This is a genomic window from Pseudomonas sp. SJZ078 (assembly GCF_007828255.1).
Lineage (GTDB): Bacteria > Pseudomonadota > Gammaproteobacteria > Pseudomonadales > Pseudomonadaceae > Aquipseudomonas.
On record NZ_VIUG01000003.1, the window covers coordinates 178,209 to 196,988 of the forward strand.

The window sequence follows — 18,780 nt, forward strand, 5'->3', positions numbered from 1 at the left end:
GCCACGCCCACCGATGTTCGCAACAACAGGCCGGTAATAAAATTGAACGGCCCGTACCTTACGTCACCTAACGAAGTTCCTGGCCCTGTCCAGACTCTAACGCCAGATAGGGCCTGAACCCGAAAAGCAACGGCGCAGGTGACCGATCCATGGACTCAAGCTCCCTCGAAATCTTTACCGATACCCAGTTGCTGGGCATCTCCATCGCCAATTGGCTGCTCGCCCTCGGCGTGATGACAGTGAGCTTCATCGTCGCCAGGGCGAGCATCGGCTTCCTCCTCAGGAACGTACGGGCCCGGGCGCAGAAGCCCAACGCCTACCTCAGCCACATCGCCGTCGAAGTGCTCTCCAGCACCAGCAACACCCTGTTGTTGCTGGCTTCGATCCTGATCGGCATCGGCGTGCTGGACTTGCCGGAACGTTGGCTCAGCCGGGTCAGCAGCCTCTGGTTCGTGGTGGCGGCCCTGCAAATGGGACTGTGGGCCAACCGGGCAATCGCCCTTACACTGTTGCACTATTTCGCCCGCCACAACCACACCGAAATCCATCAGAAGAGTGCCCTGGCGACGTTGAGCCTGTGGGGCGCGAAGGTATTTCTCTGGGCCATGGTGCTGTTGGCAATGCTCTCCAACCTCGGCGTGAACATTACCGCGTTTATCGCCAGCCTCGGCGTCGGCGGCATCGCCGTCGCGCTTGCGGTGCAAAACATCCTCGGCGACCTGTTCGCCTCGCTGTCCATTGCCGTGGACAAACCCTTCGAAGTCGGCGACTTCATCGTCGTCGGATCCCTGGCCGGTACCGTCGAACACGTCGGCCTGAAGACCACGCGGATCCGCAGCCTGGGTGGCGAACAGATCGTGATGGCCAACGCGGAGATGATCAGCACCACCATCCAGAACTACAAACGGCTCCAGGAACGGCGCATCGTTTTCGAATTCACCCTGCCCCTCGACTGCTCCACGGAACAACTCAAGCAGGTGCCGGTCATCGTCGAACGCATCATCAAGGCACAGGAAAAGACCCGCTTCGACCGCTCGCATTTTCGCGGCATCGGTCAGAGCGCTCTGGAATTCGAGACGGTTTATATCGTGCTGGACCCCAGCTACAACATCTACATGGACATCCAACAGGCGATCAATCTGGGCATGATGGAAGAATTCGCGAAAATCGGCGTGCGCTTCGCGATTCCTGCGCGGACCGTCCACGTCGCTTCGCTACCGAATATGCCCGCACAGCCTGCCGGGGAAAGCGACCACGAGACCCCGGCGCGGGCGACGCCGAAATATCAGGCACGGCATTAATATCAGCTTCAACCGGAATAATGTGGGAGCGAGCCTGCTCGCGATGGCGGTGGGTCAGCCAGCCTTGATGCAAAGGACCGGACGCCTTCGCCAGCAGCGTCGCTCCCACAAGGAATCGCGGAGATTGCGTTGCCAAAGCAAAACCAGCCCCGACACTCGAAAGCCTTCCCTGACCCAACGCAACTGAACACCTGACCCCATCAGCTAAGCTCACCTCATCATTACGACAGGGAGCATCGACATGAGCAAAGCAGACGAGCTGGCGGCCAAGCTGAGGCAAACCCGGCAAAGCCGTGCCGACACGGATAACAATGCCGACCTGGCGATTGAACACTGGCCCGCCCAGGTCTATGAGCTGTACCACCAGATCGAAACCTGGCTGGCGCCGGTCTGCGAAGCCGGGTTGACGATTCGGCGCAATCCCACTCACGTGTTCGAAAGCCATGCCAGCGGTTCGACGTACAACTACGCCATTGATCGACTGTTGATGGAAGGGAACCATCACCGCATCGAGCTCGACCCGATTGCCCGCTTCTCCGCTCATGGAGAGGGCTGTGTTGAAATCCACCTGAAGGGGCAGACACGCTGCCTGCTGCGAACCGTCGGTGAACATGGCGAATCGCGGTGGCATGTCCAGTCGAGCGGACAGCCGCTGTCCGAGCCCTTGGCACTGGACGAAGAGGCGTTGGTTGCGCTGGTGGAGGAAGGTCTGGGTTTAACGCACTCGGTCTAATTGCTGGCCTGAAAGGCCGACTGGAGTGTCACGTCGCTGCCAACTTCAGCGTCGGGCGACGTCACTTGCGCCATCGGCCGTGACACCAGCCTGTTCAAGGCGTTGTCGATCTCATCGGCCGCGCCTTGTGCATAAAGGGCATTGGCCCAGCTCCAGTAGTGATCGGACATCAATCCGCCCACCGCCTGAGCACACAGTTCATCGCTGCAGACACCCATTTTCCCCGCGGCAGCGATAACGGCCATAAGGGCTTGCTCCAACTGGGGAATTCGTTCGGTAGACACAACTGACGGCCTGATGAATCATGAGAGCAGAGTTTACCAAGATATCAATAGGCCACCAACCGCAAGCGCTCAACGGTCAGCTGATTCGCTCAGCCACCCGCTGCGCCGAATGCCGCGGTGCTCGGCATCGCTAACGACTCCCGAGCCGTAGCGCGAGCGGCCAGCATGGCCAGGATGGCGGCAACGCCCAGCACCGCCGCACTGGTTTCGAAGGTCGCCTGGTAGCCGTTCAGATCAAACAGAAAGCCGCCGACCGTCGCGCCCGCTCCGATGGCGAGCTGGACAATTGCCACCATCAGCCCCCCTCCGGCCTCTGCGTCGTCCGGCAGTGTCCGCGCCAGCCAGGTCCACCACCCGACAGGCGCGGCAGTCGCCACCAGTCCCCATAATCCCAGCAAGACGGTCGTGGCAACCACAGACGCGCCGAACCCCACCAGCGCAATGGCAATCGCCACCATCAACAAGGGGATAATGATCAGGGTCCGATACAAGCCCTTCTTCAGGAACGCGCCAATCAGGAAGGTGCCCAGGAAACCGGCCACGCCGATGACCAGCAACATGAACGAAAGCAGAGAGACGCTCACTTGGGTCACGCTTTCGAGGAACGGACGCAGGTAAGTGAACAGCATGAACTGCCCCATGAAAAACGTACTGACCGCCAACATGCCCCATGCAACCGGCGCCCGGGTCATCAGCCTGAAAACATTGCTGCTGCCCTGTTTCGTCTGCGTGTGCCGGATCCGCATTGTCGGCATCCGCAACAGCAGCCAGGCCAGGGCAATCGCAGCAACGGGCACGATGCAAAAGAACGCGCCACGCCAACCGATGATCGCTCCCAGGAAACTGCCCAACGGCGCCGCCACCACCGTCGCCAGGGCATTGCCACCATTGACGATGGCCAAGGCACGCGGCAGTTGATTGTCCGGTACCAGTCGCATGGCCGTGGCCGCTGACAGCGACCAGAAGCCACCGATTGCGACCCCGATCAAGGCGCGTCCCGCCATGAACGTCAGGTAATCAGGCGCCAGCGCGACCACCGTCCCGGAGAGGATCATCAGCAGTGTCAGACCCGACAGCAGCCACTTACGGTCGATCCTGGCCGCAATCGAGGCTATGAACAGACTGGTGATCAGCGCGAAGGCGCCGGACACGGCAATGCCCTGTCCGGCCTGCCCCTCGCTGACCTGCAGATCCGCCGCTATCGGCGTCAGCAGGCTGACCGGCATGAATTCCGACGCTACGAGCGCGAACGCGGCGAGCGCCATGGCAAGCACGGCACTCCATGCGGGTTGGCCGTGTGATTTCGGCAAAGAGGTATCGGTCATCGAGTATGCATCCTGTCGCTGAGGTAAACACTTTTGCTGTACTGCAAGAGCGGGTCCGCACGAGCCTCGGGAAAAGCCCCGCAGCACACGTCCATTTCAGCGGTTATCTCTGGATGACCGGTAGAGTATTTCTCTGTAATTCTTGCCCGATTCTGTGAACCTGCACGCGAGATATAGGCAGCGCTTCGCTTGGCGAGGTAATGTTCTGCCTAAAGCTATCAACCGAACCTGAAACCCGAACACACCATGACGATCCGGCGCACATCGTTGCAAGAAACTCTCGCCGACAACATTGGCGCGCGGGCCCAGCGGACAGGGGACTATGCAACATCGATCGCCGGACTCAGCCTGTTTCGACGTGATGCCCCCGCGCCGCCTGCCATCTGCATGATCGAACCGAGCATCGTCCTCGTGACCCAGGGTGCGAAACAACTGTGGCTCGGCGGCGAGGCCTATGGCTACGATGCCTCGCGCTTCCTTATCACCTCACTGGACCTGCCCGCCCAGTTCAGCCGCGAATATGGCCGCTTGTTTGGCACGCCGCCCAAGCGGGATATTGCGGCGTTGCGGGGGCAAGGACATTTGACGTGATCCACTGTGGCGAGGGAGTTTACTCCCGCTGGGCTGCGCAGTAGCCCCGAATGATGGGAGCGCTCCGCACTCCAGCGGGAGCAAGCTCCCTCGCCACGACATTCACTTCCCCCCTTGCAAGCGGCTGTCTGTCTTTTCCGCCAAGGCAATGCACTTCAACGCCAGGATCATCGTCGGGTCCACCAGCGCCACCGCATGTCCGTTGATTTCAAACGCCTCGCCGTGTTCGAGCACCAGGGGCAGTTCCGTGCATCCCAGAATCAACACCCCTGCCCCCAGTTCGCACAAGTGCTCGGCCGCCAGCAGCAACTGTTCCCTGCACAGTCCGTCGGTGAAACCGGCCTTGATTCCCCGCGGCCCGTAGATAGCGTCCATGATCATCGCCTGATAGTCGGGCCCCGGCGTCAGTATCTGCAACCCGGCTCGGCGGGCTGCCTGATGATAGACCTGGCTCTGTACCGTACCGGAAGTTGCCAGTAGCCCGATGACCTTGCTCGCCCCGTGCCTGTGCAGGATCCACTCCACCGTCTCGCTCAACATGTTCACGATGGGCACCCCCAGGTTCTTCTGAATGCGTTCGACAAAGGCATGGGCGGTGTTGCAGGGAATCGCGATGGCATTGACGCCTGCGCTTTCAAGACGCTTGCAGGTGGCGTACATCGCCAGGGTCGGATCGGTTTCTCCCCGCAGCAGGCTGGCCGTCCGATCCGGTATCTGCGGGTTCTGCTCGACCACCATCCGGATGTGGTCCTGGTCCCTGTCCGCCGGGGTATTGGCCACTACCTTGGCCATGAAATCCACCGTGGCGGCCGGCCCGACGCCGCCCATGATGCCTAGTTTGAAGGTCGCTCGACCTGGTGGTGTCCGCTGCTGCGTCGCGAAGTCAGCGTAGATCGAGTTGATGTCCAGCACGGCCATGCCGCGTCGCTGCAGATCGGTACAGACCAGTGAAAGCTCGGTCATGCCGGGCAGGATCACCGTCGCCCCCTGGGCCTGCAACGACAGACACGCCTGATACAGCGCCTCCAGTGGCGCGCCCTCCAGATAACCGTCCTTGATGCCATCGACGCCATACACGGCCTCCATCAAGGCCGATTGAGCTTCGGCGTCGGGGTAAACGATCCGGAAGTCCTCCGCGAAGTACCGCTCGAACATCCCACAGTGGCGCACGAAATCGGAGGCAATGACACCCAACGTTGCCCGGGGCTGGACAGTGCGCCTGACGTAGCGAGCCAGGGCCGCCATCATGTCCAGCACCGCAATGCCCAACTCGTCCTGGATTTCCGCACGGAAGGTATGGCTGGCGAAGCATGGAAGCAGCACCGCGTCGAAGCCATTATCCTCAAAAAACTTGCACACCTGGAACACATAGAACTTGCGCGACGTCATGCTCGCATTCGTGTCCAGGGGCAGCAGCACGTCCTTGAACGGGTGCTGCTCGACCAGAAAATGGTAGCGGCCCTGATCCTCGAGCACCGCTCTGGACTTGAGCAGTTTGTAGAACAGGTCGCCACCGGCCAGCGAGCCAAGCCCGCCGACGATGCCCAGCTTCCGAACCGCAGGCGTCTGCCGGGTCGACTTCGCTTTCACCTTCATGGCGTTGCTCCCTACACAACCGGAACCGGGTTGGATCGAGACTGGACGGGGGCGGTGCCTCGGTCCTCGGCCGCCTCCTCGTGAGGTTCGGATTGAGCGACCACCGCCGTTGCAATGCTGTTGCCCACCACATTGGTAGCCGTGCGTGCCATGTCCAGGAACTGGTCGATGCCGATGATCAGCAACAGCCCCGCCTCAGGAAGATTGAACATCGGCAAGGTGGCCGCGACCACGACCACCGAAGCCCGTGCCACGCCGGCCATGCCTTTGCTGGTAATCATCAGCGTCAGAAGAATCAACATCTGCTGGGTGAAACTCAGGTCAATGTTATAGGCCTGGGCGATGAACAGGATGGCGAAAGCCTGGTACATCATCGAGCCGTCCAGGTTGAACGAATAACCCAGGGGCAATACGAAGCTGGACACACGCTTGGGCGCGCCGAACTTCTCCAGCGCCTCGATGGTTTTCGGGTAGGCGGACTCACTGCTGGCGGTGGAAAAGGCCAGGAGAATCGGTTCGCGGATGAGTTTTCCGAGTCGGAACACGGAGCGCCCGAGGAACAGGTAGCCGGCACCGAACAACAGCGCCCAGAGAATCAGGATACCCAGGTAGAATTCGCCGATCAGCTTGCCGTAGTCGACCAGCAGACCAAGCCCCTGGGTGGTGATGGCCGAGGCAATGGCGGCAAACACACCAATCGGTGCGAAGGCCATGACGTAGTCGGTGATCTTGAACATTACCTTCGCCAGCTCTTCGATAGAGTCTGTGATCCGGGTGTAACTCGCCCGCTTGACCCCGGCCAGTGCAAAGCCGAAAAACAGCGAGAACACCACGATCTGCAGAATCTCGTTGTTCGCCATGGCTTCGGCGATGCTGCGGGGAAACACGTGGCCGATGAACGTCTTGAGACTGAAATCCCCGGTGTTGACCGGCACCGCAGCAGATGCATGCTGCGCAACGTCAAGGTTCAGCCCGGCGCCCGGTTGAAACAGATTCACCAGGCCCATCCCGATCAGCAGCGAAACGATCGATGCCGTCACGAACCAGGCCATCGCCCGGGCCCCGATGCGCCCGACGGAACGAGAGTTGCCCATGCTGGCGATACCGCCGACCAGGGTCGCGAACACCAGGGGTGCAATGATCATCTTGATCATGCGTAGGAAAATGTCGGTGACCATCGAAAAATAGCCGGCGATCTCCTTGGCGCTTTGCTCGCTCCCTGCGACATGGTGACACGCCCAACCCACCAGCACGCCCAGGGCTATGCCCATTGCAATTCGACGTGGGAGCTTATTCTTCTTCACGGTGTTGTCCTCAAGTAGTTCTTGGAGTTTTTTACTTGGCAAGGTCGATTCTAAGGAGCGGCTCGGACGAGATGATGAGTAATCCAGCTACCTTCATGCACTTTCGGAATAGTTATGCGAAGGACACGCTGGGCCGGGTGATTGCGACGTAAACTGGCGCATCTTTAACGGGAGACCGGACATGCAACTCAAATGGCTGGATGACCTGCTGGCAATCGCCGAGTGGAAGAACTTCTCCCGCGCCGCCGAAGTCCGTTGCGTGACACAATCAGCTTTGTCACGCCGTATCCGCTCACTCGAGGAGTGGGTGGGGGTCAAGCTAGTGGACCGCGGCACCTACCCCGTCCAGCTGACGGCGGCGGGCATCACTTTTTGCGAGGAAAGCCGGGACGCACTGGCCGGCCTGCTGCGGTTGCGTTCGACGTTGCGCGACGTGGAGCGGATGCCGGGCCGCTCCATCCAGATCACCGCGGCCCACAGCCTCTCGATGACCTTCCTGCCGAAATGGCTCTCCCAGTTCCAACAGCACAACGAGCAATTCAATGCCCGGGTCGTCGCCGCCAACATCCACGACGCCGTCATCGCCCTCGAAGAAAGCAACTGCGATTTGATGATGGTCTATCACCATCCGCTCGCCCCCATCCTGCTGGATGCCGAACGCTTCGGCAGCCTGACCCTCGGCCACGACGCGTTCATCCCCTTGTGCGCTCCCAATGCCAAAGGCGAACCGCTGTACCGCCTGCCCGGCCGCGCCGGCAAACCGGTGCCCTACCTGGCCTACACTGCCACCACCTTCCTCGGCCGCGTCGCCGACATCGTCATCAAGAACGGCCCCGCGCCGACGGCATTGGAGCGTTGCTATGAGGCCGACATGGCGATGCTGCTGATGCGCATGGCGGTCGAAGGCTATGGTGTGGCCTGGTTACCGCAGAGCGCGGTGGCCGATGAATTGGAGCGAGGGTTGTTGGTCAGGGCTGGAGAGCAGGAATGGAGCACGCAGCTGGAGATTCGCTCGTACTGTGCGATCGCCAATCGGAACCCGACGATGCGCAAGTTGTGGAAGACGTTGGAGGGGGCTTCGTTGCGGTGATCAGTCAGTGGGCTTTCGTTTACGCGTCACTACAAATTTCCTTTGCGGATTACAACCTTTAACAATTTTCTCCCGGTAGAAACCTAAACACATTCAAGAACAAGCCGATAGGTTTCGAATACCCATCCTCCAAGGATTGAACATGATTAACCTCGATGCCCAGCGCTCCAGTGCTCTCCCACTCTCCACAATCAGCGTAGAACCCAAAAAGTCCACGGATGAAGTGGCACAGGCGCCTGCGAACAAATCGTCTACCGGTACGCAGGTTGAGGGGGTGAAAGTATCGCTGTCCGGGGTCGGACTTCAAAAATCAGCGAATGACCGCACCGCCAATGCCAACAAGGACATTGAAGAAAGCGGGTTGCCCGATCAGGTGCAGAAGATCCTGAAAATGATTCGGGAGCTGAAGCAGAAAATCGCAGAGAAGCAGTCAGAAATGCAGGCGCTCATGGCCGATCAAAGTATGTCCCCGGAAACCAAGCAGGTAAAAGCCGGCGCGTTGCAAGCGACGCTCTCGACACTCACCGCCAGCCTGATGACAGCGAGCGCCTCCCTGGACAAACTGAGCAAGAATGGAAAGCTGTCGGCTGCCCAGGCCCAACAGGTCGTCAAGCTGGCCATGAAAAGCTGAATCCGTTTCTCGGAGGACATTCCCCCCATTCAGAGCTTTCCTTCGTAGTACTGGGCCATGTGATCAACAAATACGCGGACCTTGAGGGGTAGATTCCGGGCATGAGGGTACAACGCATAGTAGTGCCTCATTCCCAGGGTGTATTCCGGCAGAATCCGCACCAACCTTCCCTTCAGCAGATCATCTCGTACCGTCGCCAGGGTAAACGCCGCGATTCCCCCGCCCGACAACGCGCACGCATGCAAGGCGGTGATGGTGTCCGTATGAAAGGCACTGTCGCAATCCAGTGTTATTGACTGCCCTCCTTCGCTTGCCAACGACCACTGGGTAGCCGCCCCATACGTCAGTAACCGGTGCTCATTGAGCTCAACGACGCTGCGCGCAAGACCGTACTTGGATACATAGCCCGGCGCCGCCACCAATACTTGCGGTGACACGCTGAGCAAGCGGGCGACCAGGCTGCTGTCGGCCAGCGCCCCGCAGATCCGCAATGCCACGTCGAAACCATCGGCCACCAGGTCGACAAGGGGATCGGAGCACGACAAGTCGACCTGGACGTCCGGGTAGCGTTGCTGGAAGGTCGGCAACCAATGGGCCAATTCCAACGTACCGGTTACCAGCGGCACGCTGATTCGCAGCAGGCCGGAGGGACGCTCCTGCTCCAGGGTGACGGCGCGGGAGGCGGCCTCGACGCGTTCCAGGATATCCACGCAAGCCGCGTAGTACCTTTCGCCGGCCGCGGTCAGGCTCATGCGCCGGGTATTGCGATTGAGCAAACGCACGCCCAAGGCGCTTTCCAATTGCTGCAAGTGTCGCGACACCGAGGAATGGGTGGTGCCCAGTCGCTCGGCCGCGGCTGAAAACCCTTGGGTCTCCACAATGCAGCGGAACACGCCCATGGCGAGCATCTGATTCATATCGACTTAACGTACCGGTAACTTGATGATCTGCTCGGTGGTCATGACATCACCGAAGGTATCCTCGACTTCAGCCAACGCGGCCTTGTGCAAGGCGTCCTTGTCGATCGCCTCACCGTTGCCCCGGGTAATCGCGCGAGTCGCCGATGCATCGGAGGCGACCAGCACATTGTAGCCCAGGGGCGCCGCATCCCGGGCGGCACCCGCCACGCACGCATGGGTCATGAGACCGGAAATGATCAGATTCTCGATACCGGCGCGCTTCAGACGCTTGTCCAGGTCAGTACTGCCGAAGACGCTGACGGTGGTTTTCTGCAGCACCACATCCTTGGCCCTGGGCTGCATGTCCGGGTGAAACTTCACGGTTTCACCATCCTTCGCGAACACCGCCGAACCTGCGGGAGCGATGTGTTGGACATGGAAAACCGGCATTTTGTGGTCATCGGCAAAGGCAATCAGCCTACGGGTATTGGCCAGCGCGGCAGCGCCATCAGGAATCGGCATCTTACCGGTGAAGTATTCGTTCTGAAAATCGATCACCAGTAACGCGGTTTTACCAACAGGCAATTGGCTGGTCGGCGTTGCGCCTGACATGGCCCGAATGGTTGGCTGGTTTTCAGCGAGTGCAGCGCTGCTGGCGACGACGCCGGAAAATGCACAGGCAGCGAGGAAACGGCGGGTGAATCGTTGCATGGGAATTCCTTCCTGGTTGTTGAGGGAAGGAATGCTAGAAAGAGGTCCGGAGCTTGAACACAGTGGGGACGGCACAGAACCTGTTCGGGATTTGCACAAACAAGATACTTGCCGGTGGGCGCCGGACGCATCAGCGTCATGCCGGGCATCATGAACAAGCGAACTCCCCGCCATTTTCGGCAGGGATGAAAGGCTCGACTTGAGCGACATGTATCACATTCACTTAGCGAGCACTCTGGATGATTAAATTTATTCCTGCCTCTACAGACTTGTGTATTAACTAGACATTACCACCCACAACTATCCGCTTCCCCACCTTCTCCCCCACCTCCAACGCCTGTCCATCCCGTTGCTTACCTTGCCGTGCCTGCCCCACCAGCCGGGGAATCAACGCCCCCTCCGGCAAGTGCTGCCAGAAACGCCCTGGCATGTGCTGTCGCAGCGCTTGGGGATTGACCCTCGCCGGGTTGAAGGTGTGCCGGTAGTAAGTGCGCCATAACTCTGCGTCCGGGTCTTCAGCATGACGCGCCCATTGTTGCCACTGCTCAGGACAATGGCGCTGATAATCCAGGGCCTGACCATCGAAGCGGATGCCATCGCGAGGCGTCGCTATCAGCCAGCGTTGTCGGCCCAGCCGCTCGGCAAAATGACCGCTCGCGCTTTCGAGGATGTCATGGGCCGGCTCGTGAAAGGCCACGAGGTCCAGTTGCAACTGCTCGGCGAGCGCCTGCGGCAAGGGTATGAAGCGTACAAACGCATGGAGGTGATGGGCCTCACGGCTGACTTGTTTGATCCGTCGCTGCAATTCGCTGCCCAGGCGATCACCGGCGAGCATCGCCGTGCGGTCTCCATGGGCGACACGCCAGAGCACTTCGTACAACAGGCTCCAGCGTTGTTCGCCCTGGTAACGACCGGCCTGCTCAAGCTGGGTCAACAAGGCCGCCGGCACTCGCGTGGAGAACGGACCCGGACCTGACGGCAGCGGCGTCGGCATGGCCAGCAGGTCGGCCATGGGGCCTTGGCTCCAGGTCACGTCAACGGGGTCGATGCCGTGGCCGAGCAGCTTGCGGGCCTGGTCGCGCCATACCAGGAAATCATCCTGGCAATCCAGCGCGATCATCCCCACAACCCCATTTGCATGGGCCCCTGGGGCTCACGCAAGCGCGCCCGCAGCAGGCCGCTACGCATCTGCGCCTCGGCGGGCCGATAATCGCTGGTGACGATGAACGGTCGCGCCTTTTCCAGCACACAACGCAACTGCACCAGATCGTCGTAGCGGACCCGTCGTTCCCGGCGCAACGTCACCAGGCGTTGCACGCTGCGCAGGCCAATCCCTGGAATACGCGCCAGCAGCGCGGGTTCGGCACGGTTGACGTCAAGGGGAAACACTTCACGGTTCGCCAGCGCCCAGGCCAGCTTGGGGTCGATGTCCAGGTCCAGGTTGCCGGCACCGCCCAGGATTTCACCCGCCTTGTAGCCGTACCCGCGCATGAGGAAATCAGCCTGGTACAACCGGTGCTCACGCAACAACGGCGGCGCCGCCAATGGCACGCTGGCGGGGCTGTCGGGAATGGGGCTGAAAGCTGAATAGTAGACCCGCCGCAGGCCGTATCCCTGGTAGAGCGACTCGGCGTTCTGCAGGATCGCATGATCGTCCGTGGCATCGGCCCCGACGATCACCTGGGTACTCTGCCCGGCCGGGGCGAAGCGCGGCGCGCGCACTTCTCCAGCCACCGCTTGCTGGCCCTGGTGGATGGTGCCCATGGCCTGGCGGATCGTGACCAGTTGCTTCTCCGGTGCCAGTCGCTTGAGGCTGGCCTCGCTGGGCAACTCGATGTTCACACTGAGGCGATCGGCCAGCCGACCGGCCTCCTCGATCAGCAACGGATCGGCATCGGGAATGGTCTTGAGATGGATATAGCCCCGGAACTGATGCACCTCCCGCAACAGACGCGCCACGCGCACCAGTTGCTCCATGGTGTAGTCGGCCGACCGAATGATGCCGGAACTCAGGAACAGCCCGCTGATGCAGTTGCGACGATAGAAATCCAGGGTCAGGCGCACCACTTCCTCAGGCGTGAAGCGCGCCCTTGGCACGTTGCTGGAGCGACGGTTTACGCAGTACTGGCAGTCGTAGAGGCAGAAATTGGTCAACAACACCTTGAGCAGCGAGACGCAGCGCCCATCCGGTGTGTAGCTATGGCAGATGCCCATGCCGTCGGTGGCTCCCAACCCATCACGACCGCGAGAGCTGCGCTTGGGTGCACCACTGCTGGCGCAGGAGGCGTCATACTTGGCAGCGTCGGCGAGAATGCCGAGCTTGGCGATCAATTGCATGGGAAGGCTCTCTATACTGGTCATGCATACAGTATTTGGAGATGCGAGGCGATGCAAGCGCCATTGGTCATCGATGGGTTATAATCCGCCCACCCACGCGATTTGAGGTTCAGCCCCATGGGCAACATCAGCCTTGAAACCAAGAAGGCCTACGCGGCCAGGACGCGTCGGTCCAACTATGCGGCCAGCCTGCGCCTGGAAGGTTTCAAAGTGACCTTTTCCGATAGCGAAGGCAAAATGCCGACCCGTGAAGAAGTCCTGAAGATCTTCACCAAGACCAGAACCTGATGCCCGACAAATATGGGGTTGGTGAGGACGCCTATTGCTACCCGGGCTCCACTGTCCTTCGTAACAGACTCGATATCCGCGACGAACCCACCCTGAGCGAAGCCGAACAACAACTCACGGCCATCGCGGCGGACCAGGTCGAATTCAACGCTCCCCCTTACGACCTGGCCTACCTCCAGAACATCCACCGACGACTTTTCTCGGATTTGTACGAGTGGGCCGGAGAACTGCGCACCGTCGGGATGGCCAAACAAGACACACGCTTCTGCCAGCCACAGTTCATGGAAAAAGAAGCCAGGAAAATCTTCAGCAACATGGCCGCCGCCCATTGGTTCGAAGGGCTGCCACGGGCGGACCTGATCATTGCCGTGGCCGATGCCTATTCCGATATCAACGTGGTCCACCCCTTTCGCGAAGGCAATGGACGCGCCCAGCGCATCCTCTTCGAGCATCTCATCATGAATGCCGGGTTTGAAATCAGTTGGTGGGGTATCGAGAAGGACGAGTGGATCTTTGCAAACATTGCGGCTTACAACTGCATGCCCGGCCCCATGGAGCAGGTGTTCGAGAAGTGCATTGGCCAGGCGATTCAAGCCGACGCAGGTAATGTCGCTCCATGAATGGATCGCACGAACCCAATTGAAACCGCGTCAATGGATTTATTTCATCTTGAGTGTTGGTCAGCGATAAACTTGGCAACCATTGCATGCCTCGACGCTGCAGATCATCCTCAAGGACTCCAGTATGACTCTCTCGCCGTCACGCTCCTTTTTCTTCGTCTCCACTCTCCTGGCCAGCACCCTGTGCTTCGCCGAAACCGAACCGGCCGACGGCAGCCTGATCAAGGACTCGACCAAAGCAGCCGTCTCATCGTTCATCACGGCGGGCAAGAACCTGTTGGGCGGTGTCAGCGAAGGTGTACTCGACGGCCGCGAATCAGCCCAGGGCACAGATGGCGCAGCGATCATTTCCTCAGGCGAACAAATGAAAGACCGCATTGGCGTCGAAGTTCTGAAACTGGAACCCAGCGACGACAATCTCACCGTTACCCTCGGTTTCAAGAACAGCACCGACACGCAACTGCGCCTGATCAACCTCAGGCAGACGGGTGTCTTGCTGGCAATTGATCAGGCAGGTTATGCCAACAGCCTCAAGGCAATGGAAAACCCGGATGAAGTCACTGTTCCACCCAAGGCAGCCGTGCGGCAGAAGTTCATCTTCGATGGGCAGAACGAGCCCATCAGTTCTGTACGGGTATGGGGCCAGGACTATCAGTTGAAAAAATGATTCTATCGGGCCAGAAGAGGGAGCAAACTACTTCCTCTCCTCCCTTCTCCACATGAAACGCCGACAATGGACACGATAAGGACGTTCTCCCCCAATGGAAAAGGCCGAGACTTTGTCGTGGGTGATGTTCATGGGCATTTCAAACTTCTAAAGTCGCTTTTGGCTCACGCCGACTTCAATGCTGAACGGGATCGGGTGTTTTCTGTTGGCGACCTGATCGATCGCGGCCCGGACTCCCTGGAAGTGCTGAACTGGCTGGCAGAACCCTGGTTTCACGCGGTCCGGGGTAATCATGAACAGATGCTCATCGACTGCGTGTCCGGACAGGGAGATATTGCCAGGCACACCCGAAACGGCGGGGCCTGGCTCTATGAGCTGGCAGCCACGACCCAGCATGAACTGTCCAATGTTCTCCAGGAACTTCCGCTGATCATTGAAGTTGAGCTGGAATACGGCAGAAAAATGGGCATCGTGCACGCCGAAGCTCCATTACTGCGCGACAATGATGACTGGCAGACCGCCAAAGACGCCTTGTCCGGACATTTTGGCGAAGATAGCCGCCACCGCGCTTTGAAAATAGCCTTGTATGCCCGGGGTAAAATAGAACAACAGAACAATGACCCCATCAGGGGCATAAACCGGCTTTACGTCGGGCACTCAACGGTATCGAACGTCACCTGCCTGGGTAATGTCGTCTACATCGACACCGGCTGTTCCTTTGACGATGGGGCGTTGAGTCTTGTAGAACTCAATGCGGATACCACAACCTGCATAACAATGCGCCCATAATCGAAACGGAAATGGGTACGACACTTCGCTTGCACGTGTCAGACCTTGAAACGCGCAACCAGGCGATTCAGCCCAATCGCCAAGTTCGCCATCTCACCGCAGGCGCCGGCGGTCTGAGTAGCGCCCGCCGAACTCTGGATCGACAGCTCGCGGATGCTGGTCAGGTTTTGGTCGGCCTCGCGGGCCACCTGCGCCTGCTCTTCTGAGACGGTGGCGATCAGCAGGTTGCGTTCATTGATACGGGTAATCGTCTCGGCGATCTGCTTGAGAAGAAAGTGGCAGACCTCGGGGCGAGGTTCATAGTCCTGACATTCATTTTTTGTCTCTCTTGGAAAGGTCGGCACAACGCTGCCGTCATTCCGAGATATCGACCAAGATGCCTGACGCTGCAAATCACCCGACAAATGGGTTAGTGCGGCCTTTGGCGTGACATCGTCAATAGTGCTAAGGACCGACCGACCGCGCAACCTGTCATGGTATGTAGGAAAGTTATGGACGCCAGGCAATCTTCATCGGGACTTTTTTCGACGGTCACGAAGGTCATTCAGTATTTCACTGAGGATGGCTTTATTAGCTATCAACTCATCCAAGAACCGACTCATGTTCTCGAGATCGGCGGGCCTGAGCACCCCGTTGTGTTGCATCGCATCCTGAAGAAAACCACAAGAATTACTAACCCTTTTGAGGGTCCTCAATATCGGCTTGAGCGCGTGCTCACTTACTGGTTGGGTAATAGCAAGCATTAACGCCTGATGGACGCTTTCAAGACGCCTTGCACTCACCGGCGTATCGCTAGAGTTCCGGGCATTCCTGAAGGCAGTGGACAGCGCCGCGTGAGCCTCTTGAACTATTCCCTCTGCCAAGAGCACCGCTCGTATCTCAATGTCAAGCTCAGACTTTTTCCCAGCCTTCTGTTCGAGCATATGTGTCTGTCTTGCAACCAAAAAAGCCCCAATGATGGCACCTATGGAACCAATTGCTTGCACCCAAGCAGCCGCACTTTCACTCGATTTTGTAAACAGCATGATGAAAGCGCAGCCGACAAAAAAAGCACCTGGTGGAGAAAGTGCAATTTTCAATAAGGTATTAGTTTTGAAGCGAATTTCCTCAGGAAACATATGTGGCTCCAAGCCATTACAAAATTGGCGATTTTGACCAACTTTCATCGCCTCGTCCATGGGTGATGCCATGATGCCATATAACTGGTGGGTTGGGCGCCGACATGCTCAGCTGAGCGCCGCTCCACTAATGCCAATTGAATAGCGGCGCGCCTGACCGAACTTGTCAGCAAGGCACTTCCAGTCAGAATGCCCTGACGAAAGCCCAAAAAACGCGCTACCGAAGAGTCGAATCAATCGCGGCTTAAATCTCCATGAATTTTTTGAATCAGTAAATTGGTCGATATTTTGTTATCGACAATGTCATTAATATCATACAAATGCATGCCGTCTTCAGGCCCTTTTTCGTAGGGATAAGGGTCAAACACGTCATAAAAACAACTGCCGGGGCAGATTGACGGCAGGGAATCCGCAATTACCACCGAATGGGTGATATTGCCTGGATTTCCCGGTGGTCTGCTGGTTGAAAGAATAAAGCCGCTGGCCAGCTTCTTTTTGAACAGCTGATAGGTATCAGGGTTGACCAGTTGGCCCGGCGTCATCGACAACGGAGTGACAACAAACCCTTCCTTCTGAAAAAGCTCAGTCAAAGCCTTCTCCTCGAGTATTGGTGTTTCAGCGGCAAACCGCCGGTCATACTCTGCGACTTTAGTCCGAAGATACTCGTCGTAATAATCGACGTCTTTCCAGACGCTTCCCTTGAGGTTGTTCATGATGGTTGCCACCGCCGCTCGCGTGCACATAAACGAACCCTTCTCCTGAAAGACATTCAGCTTTGCATTCGTTTGATAGTTCCTTCTGATATGTGAGCCAAAATGTGAAGCGGATCGAGTCTCAAGACGCCTACTTAACCTCAGCATAGGGGGTTCCTCCTGTACGTAGCGGCTCCTGCCCCCTCTCAGTCAAGCACCAGACTTTCGTTTGTCCAATGATCTAGCGGGGCGATATTGCGAACAGGGATAGTAAAGAACGTGTGCAGAACACAAGCCTGCATGCGGCTTCAGTAGATCCTCCCTATTTAGCCCCGCAGGTGTGGTGGGGGATGATGGCGCACGTCAAGTAGAGACACGTTAGATGAGTCTTCATACTTCAAATAGACGCGATTGACCTGTCGCCAGTGATTAGTTGTCGCCATGACCGAGTACAATGGCCGGCTGGTGGGCTGGATGCATGACACCATTTTCGAGCTACGCCTATAAGTACACTCACTGAAGGAGCAGGTATGAGCACTTCCGACAATCCGGAGTTGGAAGCAGCAAAAGACTATAGGGCTCAGCAGCAGAAACGCTTCAAAACCGATGAAAACTACCGATTGCGTCTTGAGCCTGATCAGCTGGATGCCGCCGTTGAGTTCATCAAGCAGCAATTTCCAGACACGGCCCTGCCCGATTTGCGGCAGAGTATTCTCAATAAAATGGTTGCTCAAGTAGCACCTGAGGACGACCCCCTCACCCACCTCAGCTTGGAGTCGGAAGCCCGTGAAATCGAGAAAGTCATCTCAGGACTTGGCCTTTCCTTACGCAGCGGCGTAACAGTGGGTATCCTGCACGGAGACCACTTGGAAGCCATGCAAATGCCCGTAATGACCACACAGGCGAGCGTGATCATGATGACCAGGCACTTGACCACGTTGATTTACCGCTTGGCAAAACTATTCGCTCGCACTGTAATTATGGGCCCCACCCATGACGGTATCATTCAGATGAACTGGGAAGCGAAGCCAGTGATGAAATCACTGATGGCCGACATAGAGCTTCGCAGGGACTGGGGAATGTTCTTCCTCGACTACTGCCGGAACCCAAAGGCGCCTGACATAGGCCGCTCCATAAAGATTTCGGGAGACCAGCAAATTCATTTGATTGGTGACATAGACGAGGCTATGACCTGGTTCGTACTTGCTCACGAATACAGCCATCACGTGCTTGAACATTCTTGGGGAGGCATTGCGCAGGCAGGGGGTGAAGCGTCATCAATTTCCCAAACGAAGGAAACCGAAGCCGATACTTTAGGCACAGTAATTTGCATGTTGCTGGGGCAGAATAACCCTCGTGGCTTGAATCACTGTGCTAAAACCAATGTTGGCGCCGTCCTCATCCTATCCGTACTCGATTTTATCAAGCGCGGGCATCAAATCATGCTCACTGGTGATGAAGAAGGATTTCGGAAAGAGCAGAAGCACCCACCGCTTGCGGATCGCCTAACCACCATCGCTAATGTCACACGCCAATTTATTGAACGCCATTGCCCTGGAGACCAAGAGGGGCTGGACGCGTACCTCAAGCAACAGACCGACGTCGCCGAACTAATCGATGCAATCTGGAAGGATAACCGTAGCTTCCTGCTGCATGCATATAAGGTAGGTGAGCGTGGCGTTGCCGATCAACAGGACTGGTTGCCTAATTGAAGGGCCACGATAGGCATCCGGGCTAGGCCCGGCCGGGACACTCGTTCGCAACAGGCATAGAAGCTGTTGCTATCGATCAGGGCGAAAACCGA

General features: G+C 58.1%; 19 protein-coding genes and 2 pseudogenes. 10 read left to right on the forward strand and 11 right to left on the reverse strand.

Features of this window, described 5'->3' with window-relative positions; translation table 11 throughout:
• Window positions 1-149: 149 nt before the first annotated feature.
• Together FBY02_RS04550 and FBY02_RS04555 are read left to right on the forward strand one after the other, a co-directional pair.
• Window positions 150-1,301 carry a mechanosensitive ion channel family protein gene (locus FBY02_RS04550; RefSeq protein WP_144923937.1) on the forward strand — a complete coding sequence of 384 codons (1,152 nt, stop codon included), beginning with the start codon at window positions 150-152 and terminating at the stop codon, window positions 1,299-1,301.
• A gap of 241 nt (window positions 1,302-1,542) precedes the next feature.
• Complete coding sequence (locus FBY02_RS04555) at window positions 1,543-2,034, forward strand: hypothetical protein (protein ID WP_144923940.1); 492 nt, start codon at window positions 1,543-1,545, stop codon at window positions 2,032-2,034.
• On the opposite strand, the gene FBY02_RS28055 is transcribed toward FBY02_RS04555, so the two are convergent.
• Window positions 2,031-2,279 (reverse strand): hypothetical protein, encoded by a 249-nt coding sequence (locus FBY02_RS28055; RefSeq protein ID WP_178112015.1) that lies wholly within the window; start codon window positions 2,277-2,279, stop codon window positions 2,031-2,033. The two genes, FBY02_RS04555 and FBY02_RS28055, sit on opposite strands and share 4 nt — an antisense overlap.
• Window positions 2,280-2,407: 128 nt before the next feature.
• Window positions 2,408-3,643 carry an MFS transporter gene (locus FBY02_RS04565; protein WP_144923943.1) on the reverse strand — a complete coding sequence of 412 codons (1,236 nt, stop codon included), beginning with the start codon at window positions 3,641-3,643 and terminating at the stop codon, window positions 2,408-2,410.
• A 246-nt stretch (window positions 3,644-3,889) separates the two neighbouring features.
• Between FBY02_RS04565 and FBY02_RS04570 the strand changes: the two are divergent.
• Window positions 3,890-4,147, forward strand: a pseudogene (locus tag FBY02_RS04570) (AraC family transcriptional regulator); the annotation flags it as partial.
• A gap of 189 nt (window positions 4,148-4,336) precedes the next feature.
• Here FBY02_RS04570 and FBY02_RS04575 read toward each other — a convergent pair.
• Window positions 4,337-5,830 carry an amino acid racemase gene (locus FBY02_RS04575; RefSeq protein WP_144923947.1) on the reverse strand — a complete coding sequence of 498 codons (1,494 nt, stop codon included), beginning with the start codon at window positions 5,828-5,830 and terminating at the stop codon, window positions 4,337-4,339.
• 11 nt (window positions 5,831-5,841) lie between these two features.
• A complete protein-coding gene (locus FBY02_RS04580; protein WP_144923949.1) occupies window positions 5,842-7,134 on the reverse strand; it encodes a dicarboxylate/amino acid:cation symporter in 1,293 nt (430 codons plus the stop codon).
• 181 nt (window positions 7,135-7,315) lie between these two features.
• Here FBY02_RS04580 and FBY02_RS04585 point away from each other — a divergent pair, with 181 nt between their 5' ends.
• Both FBY02_RS04585 and FBY02_RS04590 read left to right on the forward strand, forming a co-directional pair.
• Window positions 7,316-8,224, forward strand: a complete 909-nt coding sequence (locus FBY02_RS04585) for a LysR substrate-binding domain-containing protein (protein ID WP_144923951.1) — start codon at window positions 7,316-7,318, stop codon at window positions 8,222-8,224.
• 142 nt (window positions 8,225-8,366) lie between these two features.
• Window positions 8,367-8,855: a hypothetical protein gene (locus FBY02_RS04590; protein WP_256662471.1), complete on the forward strand. Its 489-nt coding sequence runs from the start codon at window positions 8,367-8,369 to the stop codon at window positions 8,853-8,855.
• A gap of 29 nt (window positions 8,856-8,884) precedes the next feature.
• Here the strand turns inward: FBY02_RS04590 and FBY02_RS04595 are convergent, their stop codons facing one another.
• The 4 genes from FBY02_RS04595 to FBY02_RS04610 form a co-directional block, all read right to left on the reverse strand.
• Window positions 8,885-9,772 carry a LysR family transcriptional regulator gene (locus tag FBY02_RS04595; protein ID WP_144923953.1) on the reverse strand — a complete coding sequence of 296 codons (888 nt, stop codon included), beginning with the start codon at window positions 9,770-9,772 and terminating at the stop codon, window positions 8,885-8,887.
• A 6-nt stretch (window positions 9,773-9,778) separates the two neighbouring features.
• Window positions 9,779-10,465 (reverse strand): cysteine hydrolase family protein, encoded by a 687-nt coding sequence (locus FBY02_RS04600; RefSeq protein WP_144923955.1) that lies wholly within the window; start codon window positions 10,463-10,465, stop codon window positions 9,779-9,781.
• A 280-nt stretch (window positions 10,466-10,745) separates the two neighbouring features.
• Window positions 10,746-11,585, reverse strand: a complete 840-nt coding sequence (locus FBY02_RS04605; protein WP_144923957.1) for a TIGR03915 family putative DNA repair protein — start codon at window positions 11,583-11,585, stop codon at window positions 10,746-10,748.
• A complete protein-coding gene (locus FBY02_RS04610) occupies window positions 11,582-12,802 on the reverse strand; it encodes a putative DNA modification/repair radical SAM protein (RefSeq protein WP_144923959.1) in 1,221 nt (406 codons plus the stop codon). Before FBY02_RS04610 ends, FBY02_RS04605 begins: the two co-directional genes overlap by 4 nt.
• A gap of 117 nt (window positions 12,803-12,919) precedes the next feature.
• Here FBY02_RS04610 and FBY02_RS04615 point away from each other — a divergent pair, with 117 nt between their 5' ends.
• The 4 genes from FBY02_RS04615 to FBY02_RS04630 all read left to right on the forward strand — a co-directional run bounded on the left by FBY02_RS04615 (window position 12,920) and on the right by FBY02_RS04630 (window position 15,166).
• Window positions 12,920-13,090, forward strand: coding sequence for a YhfG family protein (locus FBY02_RS04615; RefSeq protein WP_144923962.1), 171 nt, complete (start codon window positions 12,920-12,922; stop codon window positions 13,088-13,090).
• Complete coding sequence (locus tag FBY02_RS04620; RefSeq protein ID WP_144923965.1) at window positions 13,090-13,710, forward strand: putative adenosine monophosphate-protein transferase Fic; 621 nt, start codon at window positions 13,090-13,092, stop codon at window positions 13,708-13,710. Before FBY02_RS04615 ends, FBY02_RS04620 begins: the two co-directional genes overlap by 1 nt.
• A 124-nt stretch (window positions 13,711-13,834) precedes the next feature.
• Window positions 13,835-14,377, forward strand: coding sequence for a hypothetical protein (locus FBY02_RS04625; protein ID WP_144923968.1), 543 nt, complete (start codon window positions 13,835-13,837; stop codon window positions 14,375-14,377).
• A 66-nt stretch (window positions 14,378-14,443) separates the two neighbouring features.
• A complete protein-coding gene (locus FBY02_RS04630) occupies window positions 14,444-15,166 on the forward strand; it encodes a metallophosphoesterase (protein WP_144923971.1) in 723 nt (240 codons plus the stop codon).
• Window positions 15,167-15,204: 38 nt separating this feature from the next.
• Here FBY02_RS04630 and FBY02_RS04635 read toward each other — a convergent pair.
• From FBY02_RS04635 to FBY02_RS04645, 3 genes and pseudogenes are all read right to left on the reverse strand, one after another.
• Window positions 15,205-15,435 (reverse strand): annotated as a pseudogene (locus FBY02_RS04635) (methyl-accepting chemotaxis protein); the annotation flags it as partial.
• A 240-nt stretch (window positions 15,436-15,675) separates the two neighbouring features.
• Window positions 15,676-16,344: a hypothetical protein gene (locus FBY02_RS04640; protein WP_144923974.1), complete on the reverse strand. Its 669-nt coding sequence runs from the start codon at window positions 16,342-16,344 to the stop codon at window positions 15,676-15,678.
• A 173-nt stretch (window positions 16,345-16,517) separates the two neighbouring features.
• Window positions 16,518-16,997, reverse strand: a complete 480-nt coding sequence (locus FBY02_RS04645) for a hypothetical protein (RefSeq protein ID WP_144923977.1) — start codon at window positions 16,995-16,997, stop codon at window positions 16,518-16,520.
• Window positions 16,998-17,506: 509 nt separating this feature from the next.
• Here FBY02_RS04645 and FBY02_RS04650 point away from each other — a divergent pair.
• Window positions 17,507-18,688: a hypothetical protein gene (locus tag FBY02_RS04650; protein WP_144923980.1), complete on the forward strand. Its 1,182-nt coding sequence runs from the start codon at window positions 17,507-17,509 to the stop codon at window positions 18,686-18,688.
• Window positions 18,689-18,780: the final 92 nt, after the last annotated feature.

What these genes read in the sequence shown, in the direction of transcription:
- FBY02_RS04595 (WP_144923953.1), bottom strand. Translation starts at nt 9,772, where the DNA reads ATGAATCAGATGCTCGCCATGGGCGTGTTCCGCTGCATTGTGGAGACC.
- FBY02_RS04610 (WP_144923959.1), bottom strand. Translation starts at nt 12,802, where the DNA reads ATGCAATTGATCGCCAAGCTCGGCATTCTCGCCGACGCTGCCAAGTAT.
- FBY02_RS04555 (WP_144923940.1), top strand. Translation starts at nt 1,543, where the DNA reads ATGAGCAAAGCAGACGAGCTGGCGGCCAAGCTGAGGCAAACCCGGCAA.
- FBY02_RS04650 (WP_144923980.1), top strand. Translation starts at nt 17,507, where the DNA reads ATGAGCACTTCCGACAATCCGGAGTTGGAAGCAGCAAAAGACTATAGG.
- FBY02_RS04590 (WP_256662471.1), top strand. Translation starts at nt 8,367, where the DNA reads ATGATTAACCTCGATGCCCAGCGCTCCAGTGCTCTCCCACTCTCCACA.
- FBY02_RS28055 (WP_178112015.1), bottom strand. Translation starts at nt 2,279, where the DNA reads ATGGCCGTTATCGCTGCCGCGGGGAAAATGGGTGTCTGCAGCGATGAA.
- FBY02_RS04575 (WP_144923947.1), bottom strand. Translation starts at nt 5,830, where the DNA reads ATGAAGGTGAAAGCGAAGTCGACCCGGCAGACGCCTGCGGTTCGGAAG.
- FBY02_RS04605 (WP_144923957.1), bottom strand. Translation starts at nt 11,585, where the DNA reads ATGATCGCGCTGGATTGCCAGGATGATTTCCTGGTATGGCGCGACCAG.
- FBY02_RS04620 (WP_144923965.1), top strand. Translation starts at nt 13,090, where the DNA reads ATGCCCGACAAATATGGGGTTGGTGAGGACGCCTATTGCTACCCGGGC.
- FBY02_RS04550 (WP_144923937.1), top strand. Translation starts at nt 150, where the DNA reads ATGGACTCAAGCTCCCTCGAAATCTTTACCGATACCCAGTTGCTGGGC.
- FBY02_RS04615 (WP_144923962.1), top strand. Translation starts at nt 12,920, where the DNA reads ATGGGCAACATCAGCCTTGAAACCAAGAAGGCCTACGCGGCCAGGACG.
- FBY02_RS04565 (WP_144923943.1), bottom strand. Translation starts at nt 3,643, where the DNA reads ATGACCGATACCTCTTTGCCGAAATCACACGGCCAACCCGCATGGAGT.
- FBY02_RS04640 (WP_144923974.1), bottom strand. Translation starts at nt 16,344, where the DNA reads ATGGACGAGGCGATGAAAGTTGGTCAAAATCGCCAATTTTGTAATGGC.
- FBY02_RS04630 (WP_144923971.1), top strand. Translation starts at nt 14,444, where the DNA reads ATGGACACGATAAGGACGTTCTCCCCCAATGGAAAAGGCCGAGACTTT.
- FBY02_RS04645 (WP_144923977.1), bottom strand. Translation starts at nt 16,997, where the DNA reads ATGAACAACCTCAAGGGAAGCGTCTGGAAAGACGTCGATTATTACGAC.
- FBY02_RS04600 (WP_144923955.1), bottom strand. Translation starts at nt 10,465, where the DNA reads ATGCAACGATTCACCCGCCGTTTCCTCGCTGCCTGTGCATTTTCCGGC.
- FBY02_RS04625 (WP_144923968.1), top strand. Translation starts at nt 13,835, where the DNA reads ATGACTCTCTCGCCGTCACGCTCCTTTTTCTTCGTCTCCACTCTCCTG.
- FBY02_RS04585 (WP_144923951.1), top strand. Translation starts at nt 7,316, where the DNA reads ATGCAACTCAAATGGCTGGATGACCTGCTGGCAATCGCCGAGTGGAAG.